We start from the raw sequence: 12,834 nt of genomic DNA on the forward strand, positions 1-12,834 counted from the left end.
AGCTAAATGAATAGCTCTCTGTTTTTTTATTCTGAAAGAAAAACATGATACGGAATCAATTAAAATCGATTTAGTAGGCACTTTAAAATGTATAATAATTCAACTCGCAAGCCCTCTCGATAAAGTTAAATAACTCCTTATTCAATATAAAAAGCGAGAAGCATCAATGTTTATATTTTTAATTATTCACAAAAACCAAAAAGAATGTTATGGTTTGTAGAAAATGAGGAATGGGTGGAAATATGGCGGATCATAATGTTGACATATTTAATGATAAATACGAATATATTGGGATTTCTAATAAGCGACTTGCCCATCTAGAAGGATTATGGCATAGAGTTTTTACATGTATTGTAATTAACTCAGATGAAAAAACTATGATTCTACAAAGTAAAGTGCCAAATCAGTATTCCTTTGAAAGAGAAGATTATTTAGATATTAGTGTCGGTGGGCATTATAAAGCTGGTGAACGTATCCAAGACGGAATTAGAGAATTAAAAGAAGAGATTGGAATAGATGTAGACTTCGAGGAACTAATTGAAATTGGTATTAGACAAACATCGAAAACTATTTCTGCAGACTACATTAGTAATGAATTTCAACATCTCTTTTTATATGATAGTAATAGACAACTTACACAATATAAGCCTGATAATAAAGAAGTTAAAGAATTGGTTGAAGTGCCAATATATCAAGGTATAGATTTACTTTTAGGTAAAATAGAATACTTAGAAGTGAAAACCTTTGGGATAAAAGATGGTAATAGAGTTGTTAGTCACAAAGTAATTACATTAAAAGATTTTGTACCAGATTATCTAACTATTGATAAATTCATGATGAGACTCTTTATAACAGCTAAGAGATATATTGAAGGTGAGAAAAAGGAGTTCCTTTTTTGGTAGTAAAGATAAAAATAGAATATTATAGAATAAAAAACACTAGATCTTTAAGATCTAGTGTTTTTTTATTAGTTTACTTTCTTTATAAAGCCTTTATAATGACGCTTCACAAGCTGGCTTTCAAGCGTCTTCATTGTTTCTAATGCTACACCTACAATGATTAGTAAGCTTGTACCACCGATTTGAGCAGAAGGTGGTAATGTAGCAATTTTCGTGAATACAAGCGGTAATATTGAAATTGCGCCTAAGAAAATGGCACCGATAAATGTTAAACGATATAAAATTTTTGTTACATATTGTTCAGTTGATTTACCTGGGCGAATACCAGGAACGTATCCGTTTTGTTTCTTTAAGTTATCGGCCATTTGTTCAGGATTTACTTGAACGAATGCGTAGAAATATGTGAAGGCAACGATAAGACCCACATATAGTGTCATTCCAAATGGATGTGCAAAATCAAGATTCGCAATTATCCATTTAGATACGCTTGAATCAGGGAAGAGCTGCGCAATTGTACGCGGCGTCATTAAAAAGGCTGAAGCAAAGATAACAGGAATTACACCTGCACTATTTACTTTAAGAGGTAAATGAGTATTTTTTGCTCCTTGATATTGATTGTTTCCTGAAACAGCTTTTGCATATTGAATCGGTATTTTTCGAACAGCTTGTTGAATGTAAATAACACCAACAACAATCGCTAAAATAACGAGTCCAATTAAGACCATTTTTATAATGTGCATAAATAACTGATCGCCTGCGTTTTGGAATTGTTGCAAATAAATTTGATTAGCGACATTCGGAATCGCCGCAACAAGTCCTGCGAAGATAATCATTGAGATTCCATTACCAACGCCATTAGCGGTAATTTGTTCACCTAACCAAAGTAAAAATGCAGTACCAGCAGTTAAAACTGTCGCAATAAATAAGTATGTAGTCCAGCTTTGATCTGTAATTAATTGTCCACCTGCTATATTATTAAAACCATAAGACATCCCAATGGATTGTATGAATGCGAGAATGATCGTAAAGTATCGAGTAAATTGAGCTGATTTCTTACGGCCCATTTCTCCTTGCTTTGCCCATTCTGTAAATTTAGGTACAACGTCCATTTGTAGTAATTGTACAATGATAGAAGCTGTAATATATGGTGTGATACCTACAGCAAAGATTGAGAAGTGTTGCAGTGCTCCTCCGCCAAATACGTTTAGCATACCTAAAACGTTGGCTTGATCTTGTACTTTTAATACCTCTGCGTTAGTATGAGGAACTGGAATAAACGTGCCAATTCGAAAAACAATTAGCATCGCTAGTGTAAAAAGAATTTTGTTTCTTATCTCAGCTACTCTCATGAAATTTGAAATCGTACGAAACATTATGTCGCCTCCTATATTTTTATCAGTTCAAAACTGATTATTATATCCCGATGAAGTAACCACAAACCTCCTTCCGCATTAAATTCATTTGACAAATGGAATTTTATACATTTTGTAGTTTTCACGGATATAAAAATATAAGGTGTTATACAAGCGATTTATTGATTTTTCGTAATCATTCAATACCCATAATATAACTAATAAATTAACAAATGTACATACATAAGCATTAAAAATGAATGAATAGGATGATTTTTTACATATATTTAATGCTAGATTGATAATTAGGAACGTTTTATGTAGTTATATTGAAGGGATTCCATGGAAAGTATTATGATGTAGCTGTAGCGCATAATAACCTCAAGGAAATCTTCAAGGATGTTGAGAGAACTCATACGTTTCAGCATGAATTAGAGAACCTACTAAAGAAAGAGAAGATTGGATTGGAATAATAGTGAAGGGAAATCTTTTTTCCATAGAGAATATTTCTAGCGTAGGAATCTAAGTATGTAGGTTCTAATGAAAGGAGAATTCACATGAATCCATTTGTAAATGACAAGTTTTATGAAACTAGAAATCAATTATTTGAGGAAATTACTTTGTTAAGTGATGCTCAATTTAATAGGAAACCAGATAAGGATAAATGGAGTATAGCACAAGTTTGTCATCACTTAGTTTTATTAGATGAGAGAGTTATAACAGTTATTTCATCGGGATTAAAAAAGATGGATAGTATCTTAAATGAGCGTAAAGAAATTCACACTATTTTATTAGATAGATCGATAAAATTTATAGCCCCAGAAATGATTGAACCAAGTATAGAACCATTTGAAGTGCAGCAAATGGTTGATTTGTTAAACGACTCTAGAAAAGAATTGATGCGTTTCCTGAGTACAATAGAAGATGAATCTATATTAGCGAAAAAATCAGTAACGCATCCAGCTCTTGGAGAATTACTTCTTGACCAGTGGATAGAACTGATCTATTTGCATGAACAGCGTCATATAGAACAAATTAAAGAGATAAAATTGCTTTGTGGAGTTGAAAAATAAACATCATTATCTATTTTTTGAGCAATTTGGGATAGCATCAAGGTTTCGAGTGATAAAATAGAAATCCTGATTAAAATTATGATGAATTTAGTTGAAAGCAACCAATAAGCTGAAGAAATTACGAAACTAGCAGATCTTACTCCTGAAGAGGAAACGAACATTCGAAAAAAATCTGAATCCGATTTGCTGTATAAGTGTAACCCCGTCTTAAATGAAGAGCGAGGTTATTATTTTTGGAAGTGATCTCAGCATTTTTATTTAGAAGGAAATAAATTGGCAATGAAATCCGAAAATGTAATCAGCATTACAGATTTCGCGATGCGTGAAATCCCATATCGGACTTTAGTCCGCCTTTAGGCATGGGATGAAAGTATCGCTTTTTCATAGAAAAACATTTGTTTTTTGGATATACTTTAACTATAGACAAGTACAAGTCTTTAAAACGCCTATGTGTTCCTTGAAAACAAGATAGCATATGGAGTTCGATAGACTAATTCACGCTATCGGTAAAATGATATGTGTCGTCAAGAACAAGACGCTAAAACATGTGAACACGCAACTATCTGTACGGTATGGTCATAGTACCGTAGCTCACGAACCTATATGGTCTGTCGTGAGAGTGGTGATGGCACACCGCAATCTTGCACGTCAGCGATACCAGAAATGGACTTCGCCTTTGGTGGCAAGAATCCCACTGACGCTAGTCAGCTTGCCCCTTTAGGGGTGGGAGTGCATGCCCATCAACTTAAAAATGAAAACAAAGTGTACTTTCATTTTGTGGAGGTAAAGCATTCCTAAAATAGAAGCATACTCTTAATAATATGCATACCAAATAAACCCTAACGGGTTTCCTTTTTTAAATTATGCAACTTTCTTTTGTTTTTTCAACCCATTATACTCATAAACAACACCCATAATATCAAAAACAGTCTTCTTCTCATATCGATGAGATTTTCTTCCGTTCTTCTGTAGGAGGTGGAACAGGCTGATTAGGATCTTTGTTATTTCTTGGATGTTTTGTTGTATGGCTTGATACAAACTCGATAAGTGGTCTTGAATCATTCCAATTGCTTTATATTCACTTAATTCTTGTTTCTTCTTTTGTAAAATTAATTGTCGCATCTTAAACATAGTAGAAGAACATAGAAAAATGGCAATGAGTTTTCCATAAACATGGCATTCTAATCGCTCTTGTTTAATATGTTGCCAATGATGAATTTGAAATAAGGATTTCCAAGTTTTAAAAATGATTTCAATTTGCCAGCGGAGAGAGTAAAAATTATGGATTTGTTCCATCGGAGCAATCTCCCAAGGTGTATTGGTAACATATAGGTTCATGCCAGCTAATCGTTTGCTTTTTTTCGAATATGTAATCCCTTTTTTACTTTCTGTGTACACTTGTTTTTTCATACGCTCACGAAGTTGTTTTTCTGTTAATCGATACATAATCACCCGAGTGAATAGTTTTTTATCCTTTCCAATATAAGCTTCTTTTATTTCATAGGACTGTCCTGGTTTTAAGGTATCCATGATGTGCTCTAAATCAACTTTGATGTACTGAGATTGTTTTTTTATTGTTCCGTTTCGAAAGTATTCAGGAAATTCATTTTTGACATATACCCTATTGTTTAATTTGAGTCGCGATATATGGTACACACCACGTTGATCCATTTGATCTAAATCATCCAGTGAATAATAGCCTAAATCCCGAATACATAGGTCACCAGGGCGTAATGTTGATAAACACTCTGTTCCAAAGGTTTTATCATTATTTTTCCCTGGTTCCACTTGGAAATTTAAAAACTGACCACTATGTAAATCATATTCTAACTGGATTTTTATACCCGCTGTTTGTGCACAACCACCTGATCCAGGATATACATTGGCCAAGTGTTTTGGTACGTGAAAAATGGTTGCATCTAAAATACGAATTCGCTGAAAATAGGTAAGTGAAGCACTTGGAATTGCTGACTTTCCACAAACTTTATTTTTTAATAATATGGAGAAAATATGTTTCAAAAAGAACACTGCCTTTTTATTAAAGCGCTTATTTAGTCCTTCAGGACTCATAAGAGTTCCTGTTGATGCATGTAGCTGACTACACAATCGGACTAATGAATCACTCGCTACTCGTTGACTATTCCAGACACATATAGTAGCTAAATCATACCCTGAAAATTTACGTTTTCGTTTTACAAAACCTAGCTCTCTAGCGAGATTTTCCAAAAATGAAGGGGTAAGATGTTCATATAATTCTTCAGCGAATAATTGTAATTCGTCAGAAATTGATAGATACATACAAAAACGCCATCCTTTCCTATGATTCTACAGAAAGAATAGCGTATTTTTTGGTTCTGGTGCAAAGGTAGTGGAAAAGAAAATATAACATATATATTTCTAGCATAATGGTAGGATAATCCTGGTTCCTTATCATTTCTACTAAATCACGAAAAATTAAGTTGTACCGTACCAACGTACAGTTAACAAAATAATATCTTGCTGATAATGCTTCCATTTGAACAAATTTTCCTTTTCCATACCGATCACACATCTTTTGTAGAGTAATAGTATCAGCATATCCCAGTTTAAGAGGTTACTTACAAAATATTTAGAATTTTTTTGCGAGAATCCTCCGAAATGTAATACGGACTTTAAATACTTTCATTTATAATTCTCTATTTGTCTATACTTTTCATATCGCTGTTGTATAAGCTCTTCCGAGGATAATAGTATCAATTTTTTTAGAGATGATTCGATTACAGATTCAATCATTTTTGCCTGTGATTTTATATCATTTTGTGCTCCACCTTTAATTTCAGGAATGATTTCATCAATAATTCCTAAATGTTTTAAATCTTTTGCTGAAATTTTCATATGTTCAGCAGCTTCTGGAGCATACTTAGCGTCCTTCCATAGGATAGATGCTGCTCCTTCTGGTGAAATTACCGAGTACCATGAATACTCTAACATATGGATATGGTTACCGACACTAATGCCAAGAGCTCCACCACTTGATGCCTCTCCAATTACAATACAAACAATTGGCACTTTAAGTGTAGCCATTTCAAATAGATTTCGAGCTATCGCTTCAGAAATTCCACGTTCTTCAGACCCTTTCCCTGGATAGGCGCCTATTGTATCAATAAATGTAATAATAGGGCGATTAAATTTATCAGCTTGTTTCATAAGTCTTAGCGCTTTTCTATAACCTTCTGGATGTGCCATTCCAAAATTTCTTTCTATACTTTCCTTTGTATTTCTACCTCTTTGATGACCAATAACCGTAACGGGCATCCCTTTAAATTTTGCAATACCACCTATCATTGCTTTATCATCACCATATAATCGATCACCATGAAGTTCGAGAAAGTTTGTAAACAATAAAGGTATATAGTCCAATGTCGTGGGCCGGTTACGTAGCCTTGCAATTTGAACTCGTTGAAAAGATGTAATATTAGAATAAATTTTATCTTGCATTTTATTTAAACGTTTTTCTAATACATGAATTTCTGACGATAAATCTACATTATTTTCTTTCATAATTTTCTTTAATTCATCAAATTTCTCTTTTAATTCAATAATAGGACGTTCAAAATCCAAGCTCATTTTATCCTCCAAATGTTATGATTTACCTCACTCTAATCAAAAGGCTTAGAAATAGAATCAATAAATAATTCAAAACCATCCACAACTATTTTTTGTTCTGATTCTGATAAATTATTGAGAATACTTTGATAAAATGTAATGGATTGCTCTCTTAAGCAATTAACAGTTATGTGACCTTTTTCTGTGAGGTGCAGAAAAAGTTCTCTTCTATTTTTTTCATTTACTTCACGATAAATAAGCCCCTTTTTTACTAACTTATCTACCAATCTACTTACAGTTGAAGTCTCTAATCTAAGTTTATTGGATAGTTGCCAAACAGTTAATTTTTCCACCTCTAGTTCTTCTAACGCCATCATTTGAGAAGTTGGTAAAGGTTTTTCAAATGGTCCATTGGGCAAATTTTGAGATTCAAAAACCCCAGTTATTATAATCATTTTCTTAATATCTGTTCTTAGTTTTAAGGCATCTTCTCTTTTCAAAAAGGTCACCCTCCTACAACTATTGTATCATACATCAATTGTATTATACATGAATATGATTTTTTCACAAGCTTAACGTAAGCCAATATTACAACATGGACGAGATATTTCTTCTTGTTAAAATGGTATAAGTGGATTGTTTTCTACAAATGGCAGAACATCAATTATGTATCAGGGGCCTTTATGGGGTACCGCTCATCGAAATCAAGCTAAGAAAATAAAACTACCCCAAAAACGAAATTTTGTGATAACTTGTAACAAAATTTCGTTTTTTGGGGGAATTCTAAATTCTTAAGTTGATGGGCATGGGGTGGGAGTGTCAATATGTATATTTATAATATGCTTTAAAAGAGCATACCTTAAGCTAATAACATGCAATAGATGTGTCCTTTTCTATATTTAAATGGGGAGACAAATTTATCTTTAAAAGATATTTTTGACAAGATAAAAAAGCCTGAAACTCATATAAGACTTCAGCAGTCTCAAAACGTTACAATCCATGCAGCTATAGACATAAATAACAAAAATTTTCTATTATGCAAATACAGATGAGTTAAACATGACTGCTAATTTCAAAGAATTGAAATCAGCATGTATTCGAGTGGCAACTAATAAATATGGAGCGAATACAGCTGAAGTTCAAGCAGTGCAAAAGGCATTTGATGTAGCAAAAATTAAGTAGTTAGAAATATAATTTCTATTCATATATTATTACATTATGAAAAACAGATAATGACATTTTAAGGATAGTAGCTGTTTTTTTACGTAGCAATACACTAGTGAAAATAAACTTACTAAGCAATAATCAGGCTGTCTATCTTCAATAAGTTACGACAAATGTATAAAATTTAAAGGATATAAAAACAGAAAATTAATAATATATTGACCTCTTAATAGTAAGTGCTATAGAATGGAAGCGATAACAAACGATTGCTTTAAAATGATTTCCCTGATCTTTTAGTATTTACAAATATATGAAGGTAAAAACAAATCTATTTTTTTAAGTATTAATGCAAACGCTTTCGTATTAAAAGATCATTGAAATACATACGTGAAAATAGTCAATATGGGGGTGAAGTAAAAGAGATTTCTAAATTAATTTAAGTAGTGTAATTTAGTACGAGCATAATAAATCGCTCGTACTATTTAAAGAAAGGGTGTATGTGGTGCAAATGACAAAAAGGTTAATTAACAAATCATTTTTATTACTTACCATAATCGTTATGTTATCATCTGTTTTCTCTTTTCAGAGTGTGAAGGCAGTTTCAAGTTCGAAAGCTACTAAAATTATCATTCATTACAAAGAGAAATCTGGAAATACAAAAGACTGGAATCTTTGGATGTGGGGAGAAAATGCAAATGGTAATTCATATGAATTTACTGGTGAAGATGAATTTGGAAAGTACGCAAAAATTAAAATAGATGGTGACTATAATCGTGTAGGCTTTATCATTCGTACGAATGAGTGGGAAAAAGACGGTGGAGATCGTTGGATTGAAAATATAAAGGACGGTCGTGCTGAAGTATGGATTCTTTCGGGTGATGAAAAAGTATATGACTCTAAGCCTTCTTCGGATCTCTCAATTCAAAAAGCTACTATTGATAGTTTTAATGAAATTACTGTAACGACTAATGTTCCGTTTAATAGTAAGGAACAGAAAATTGAAATTGAGGGAATTAAAATTAAGGAAATTAATCCTTTTGATAAAAATGGTGGAGATATTACTAATAAGGTGAAAATAATTACGGAACAGAAAATTGATTTAAAACAGACATACAAAGTTAAAATAGAAAACTTAGCTAATACGAATACAGAAATTGGTAAAGTCATTCGTAGCGAAGAGTTTGATAAATTATTTTATTATAGTGGTAACGATTTAGGTAATATATATACCCCGCAACATACAAAGTTCCGTGTATGGGCTCCTACTGCGAGTGAAGCAAAGTTAGTTACATATAAAAAGTGGAACGATAAAATAGGTACTGAAATAAACATGCAACAAGGTGAAAAGGGGACTTGGAAAGCAGAACTTAAAGGGAACCAAAAAGGTCTCTTTTATACGTATAAGGTGAAAATTGGGGATAAGTGGACTGAAGCAGTTGATCCATATGTACGTGCTGCTTCTGTAAATGGAGATAAAGGTGTAGTCATTGATTTAAACGAAACAAATCCGAAAAAATGGAAAGCAAACAAAAAACCGGAATTTAAAAATCCGGAAGATGCTATTATTTATGAATTGCATGTACGCGATCTTTCCATCCAACCTGAAAGTGGTATTAAGCAAAAAGGAAAATATTTAGGGGTAACAGAAAGAGGAACAAAAGGTCCTGGAGGTGTTAAAACAGGACTTGATCATATGAAAGATCTTGGTGTTACTCACGTTCAGTTTTTACCGATATTTGATTATGCCTCGGTAAATGAAGAAACTTTAAATGAACCACAATATAACTGGGGATATGACCCGAAAAATTTCAACGTCCCAGAGGGCTCCTATTCTACAAATCCTTATGAACCGACTGTTCGAATAACTGAATTAAAGCAAATGATTCAAACACTGCATGATAATAATCTTCGTGTTGTGATGGACGTAGTATATAACCATATGTATAATGCCGCTGAATCTAATTTTCATAAGTTAGTTCCAGGTTATTATTATCGATACAATGAAGATGGAACATTTGCAAATGGAACTGGAGTAGGAAATGATACGGCTTCGGAACGAAAAATGATGAGGAAATTTATGGTTGATTCCGTCACATATTGGGCAAAAGAATACAATTTAGATGGATTCCGTTTTGATTTAATGGGTATTCATGATTATGAAACGATGAATGAAATACGTAAAGGTGTTAATCAAATTGATCCTTCTATTATTCTGCATGGAGAAGGCTGGGATTTAAATACACCTCTTGCAGCTGAATTGAAAGCAAATCAAAAAAATGCGGAGAAAATGAAAGGGATTGCTCATTTTAACGATAATATACGTGATGGATTGAAAGGTAGTGTATTTGAGGAGAAAGAAAATGGTTTTGTAAATGGAAAGCAAAACATGGAAGACCGTATTAAAAAAGGCATTACAGCCGGTATTGACTATGATACAAATTCGTCTACTTATCAAGATCCGGAGCAGGTGCTAACTTATGTGGAAGCACATGACAATCATACTTTATGGGATAAACTTGAGTTGACTAATTCAGGTGACAGTGAAGAAATGCGAAAACAAATGCATAAATTATCTTCTTCTATTTTATTAACATCACAAGGTATTCCATTCTTACATGCAGGACAAGAGTTTATGCGCACAAAATATGGTGATCATAATAGTTACAAATCTCCTGATTCAATTAACCAGATGGATTGGTTACGCCGTGCAGCATTTAATAATGAAGTAGATTATATGAAGGGCTTAATAGATTTACGGAAAAAGTACCCAGCTTTTCGAATGACATCTGCAGAGCAAATTAAAACACATGTATCTTTTATTGATGCTCCCAAAAATGTTGTAGCTTATACAATAGATGGAAAGGGCAATGGGAATAAAAGCGAATACTTTATGGTGGCTCACAATGCAAACAGAGAAACCGTGGACATAACTCTTCCATCGAAAGGTCCTTGGAAAGTGCTAGTAGATGGTAAGCAAGCTGGAAGTAAAACACTTTATGTTGTCCATGATAATAAAATTAAAGTTCCTGCATTAAGTTCATTTGTTTTAAAAACAGAGAAACCGATTAAATAAAAGCAAATAATGTGGAAGTATATACTGAATTGAGTAAATGTAATAAGGATTGTAAATGCAAAAAGCGAAGTGACGGTTATTTTCACTTCGCTTTTAAAGTTAAATTAATATAATTTCACATACTGTAATTATATTGCAATTTAATGAAAAAAATAAACAAAAAGAGAAGAACTCACCAATGTTCTTCTCTTTTTTATGTGTAATTAGGGTTTCCATAACTGTAGATATGGATGGTGTAAATTAATGGATGAATAATTTACTCTTAAAATTATAACAGAACAAATAAAGCATTTTATATGTAATATTGCATAAGAAGGATAAACAACAATAATTTCTGGTGAATAAGTAGCGCTTTTTCCACATGGCGAGTTTATTTCAGAGTTACTTCCTAAATTCTATATCATTTTCCAATCATGTAAGGTTAAGGGAGAAAACAGAAAAAAGGAAGATTTAAAAGTGAGCTTAGTATAAAATGAAACATTGCAAGTATAAGATTCCGTACTTAGTAATTTCTCACTTTAAGGCATCACATTGGGAAAATGTGGGGAGTTCAATCGATTCTGAATAAAATTGATAGTATCAGTTGCAATTTTTTTACGTTTAAGAACAATCCCAGCATGTCCACATGTATAAATATATCGCGTAGGTCTTTCCCAGGATTCCCACAAATAGTCCGTATCCTCAGGATGCACATATAGATCGTGCCTACCTGAAATTAATAAAATATTTTCTTTTTTCACTTTTGGTAATGCTTGACTCGGTTCAGTGATTTTCCAATAATCTATTAAATCATCATACGTTACACCATGATGTTCCAAGTCTTCTCTAATAAATTTACCTGGATTTGTCTTCCAAATCGAATAAGAAAGTCGATTCGCGTAGAAAATGGATGCTAATACATCAATCTCTGATTCAACAAGAGCTGTTAAGTTAGTAATAACCCCACCTAAACTGACTCCTATTAAAATCAAGGGGCCATTATTATTTGCTTTAATCCATTTAATCAAAGTTCGTAAATCAGCTACCGCTTGTCTAGTGGCTTGTACAGTTCGTTCAATATTAGCACTTACCATGTACTCTCCACTGAATAGGGATTGGTTGGGTTTTCTTTCAAAATGATAGGGTAGAGTGAAATAATACATATTCCACTTCAAGTTAGTCATATGGTCGTGAAATATTTTTTTTACACGTTCGTTAGAATCCATTCTCCAACCGTGAACAAAGATGACATGAGGTGCATCTTCATTTTCATGTAAAAATAATTCCCCAGTTACAGAGTCGTTGCGTGAATCACCAGATTGAACCGAGCTTTTATATTTGAACTGTCCAACCATGTATTCCTTTTCCTGCTTTGAATGCTTAATGTTAAAATGAATATTAGATGGTTGTACTTTATAAAAAAAATCTATGTCCTTTATATCTAGTGAGGTGTTAGAAAGAGAAGTATACTGAAACTCGACACTTCTTTTTTTGTGCAAATCATACAAGGCATATCGATCAATGAGTTTTGAAAAAATCAAATTAACCTCCTCCAAAATACATATTGTTTTAAAACATGGATAAAATTTATGTTTTATTTATGCTGTTAATTAATTATAAAAACAGGTGATAAATTTGTATATTATAAAGCTAGCAATAAAATAAAACTATAAATAATTTATACAAAAATCTAAAAAACAAGTTAATAT

8 protein-coding genes and 2 pseudogenes are annotated in these 12,834 nt (G+C 32.6%); 4 read left to right on the forward strand and 6 right to left on the reverse strand.

The genetic code is table 11. The annotated features are described in order from the left end of the window. The first annotated feature begins 242 nt into the window (after window positions 1-242). On the forward strand, window positions 243-902 hold the full coding sequence (locus LUS72_RS12875) for an NUDIX hydrolase (protein ID WP_097829238.1): 660 nt from the start codon (window positions 243-245) through the stop codon (window positions 900-902). Between the two features lie 65 nt (window positions 903-967). Here LUS72_RS12875 and secY read toward each other — a convergent pair whose 3' ends face one another. Beyond that, entirely contained in the window at window positions 968-2,272 is a 1,305-nt protein-coding gene (secY, locus tag LUS72_RS12880) for a preprotein translocase subunit SecY (protein WP_000490110.1), read from the reverse strand. A gap of 536 nt (window positions 2,273-2,808) precedes the next feature. On the opposite strand from secY, the gene LUS72_RS12885 reads away from it, so the two are divergent. Beyond that, complete coding sequence (locus LUS72_RS12885; protein ID WP_097829239.1) at window positions 2,809-3,324, forward strand: DinB family protein; 516 nt, start codon at window positions 2,809-2,811, stop codon at window positions 3,322-3,324. A gap of 861 nt (window positions 3,325-4,185) precedes the next feature. Here the strand turns inward: LUS72_RS12885 and LUS72_RS12890 are convergent. The 4 genes and pseudogenes from LUS72_RS12890 to LUS72_RS12905 all read right to left on the reverse strand — a co-directional run bounded on the left by LUS72_RS12890 (window position 4,186) and on the right by LUS72_RS12905 (window position 7,409). Then, window positions 4,186-5,622 carry an IS4 family transposase gene (locus tag LUS72_RS12890; protein ID WP_264449007.1) on the reverse strand — a complete coding sequence of 479 codons (1,437 nt, stop codon included), beginning with the start codon at window positions 5,620-5,622 and terminating at the stop codon, window positions 4,186-4,188. A gap of 121 nt (window positions 5,623-5,743) precedes the next feature. Then, window positions 5,744-5,862, reverse strand: a pseudogene (locus LUS72_RS12895) (IS6 family transposase); the annotation flags it as partial. A 123-nt stretch (window positions 5,863-5,985) separates the two neighbouring features. Further along, the gene (locus LUS72_RS12900) at window positions 5,986-6,930 is read right to left on the reverse strand and encodes an acetyl-CoA carboxylase carboxyltransferase subunit alpha (protein ID WP_064470405.1); all 945 of its coding nucleotides are present in this window, start codon (window positions 6,928-6,930) and stop codon (window positions 5,986-5,988) included. A 32-nt stretch (window positions 6,931-6,962) separates the two neighbouring features. Continuing rightward, window positions 6,963-7,409 carry a MarR family winged helix-turn-helix transcriptional regulator gene (locus LUS72_RS12905; protein WP_000817662.1) on the reverse strand — a complete coding sequence of 149 codons (447 nt, stop codon included), beginning with the start codon at window positions 7,407-7,409 and terminating at the stop codon, window positions 6,963-6,965. Window positions 7,410-7,935: 526 nt separating this feature from the next. On the opposite strand from LUS72_RS12905, the pseudogene LUS72_RS12910 reads away from it, so the two are divergent. After that, window positions 7,936-8,091: pseudogene (locus LUS72_RS12910) on the forward strand (M4 family metallopeptidase); the annotation flags it as partial. A 484-nt stretch (window positions 8,092-8,575) separates the two neighbouring features. Then, window positions 8,576-11,146, forward strand: coding sequence for a type I pullulanase (gene pulA, locus LUS72_RS12915; protein ID WP_264449008.1), 2,571 nt, complete (start codon window positions 8,576-8,578; stop codon window positions 11,144-11,146). Window positions 11,147-11,664: 518 nt separating this feature from the next. On the opposite strand, the gene LUS72_RS12920 is transcribed toward pulA, so the two are convergent. Then, window positions 11,665-12,666, reverse strand: coding sequence for an alpha/beta hydrolase (locus LUS72_RS12920; protein ID WP_097829241.1), 1,002 nt, complete (start codon window positions 12,664-12,666; stop codon window positions 11,665-11,667). Between the last annotated feature and the right edge of the window lie 168 nt (window positions 12,667-12,834).

Source organism: Bacillus cereus (assembly GCF_025917685.1).
Taxonomy (GTDB): domain Bacteria; phylum Bacillota; class Bacilli; order Bacillales; family Bacillaceae_G; genus Bacillus_A; species Bacillus_A cereus_AT.

Coding starts and splice junctions, on each gene's coding strand:
- LUS72_RS12885 (WP_097829239.1), top strand. CDS start 2,809: ATGAATCCATTTGTAAATGACAAGTTTTATGAAACTAGAAATCAATTA.
- secY (WP_000490110.1), bottom strand. CDS start 2,272: ATGTTTCGTACGATTTCAAATTTCATGAGAGTAGCTGAGATAAGAAAC.
- LUS72_RS12875 (WP_097829238.1), top strand. CDS start 243: ATGGCGGATCATAATGTTGACATATTTAATGATAAATACGAATATATT.
- LUS72_RS12900 (WP_064470405.1), bottom strand. CDS start 6,930: ATGAGCTTGGATTTTGAACGTCCTATTATTGAATTAAAAGAGAAATTT.
- LUS72_RS12890 (WP_264449007.1), bottom strand. CDS start 5,622: ATGTATCTATCAATTTCTGACGAATTACAATTATTCGCTGAAGAATTA.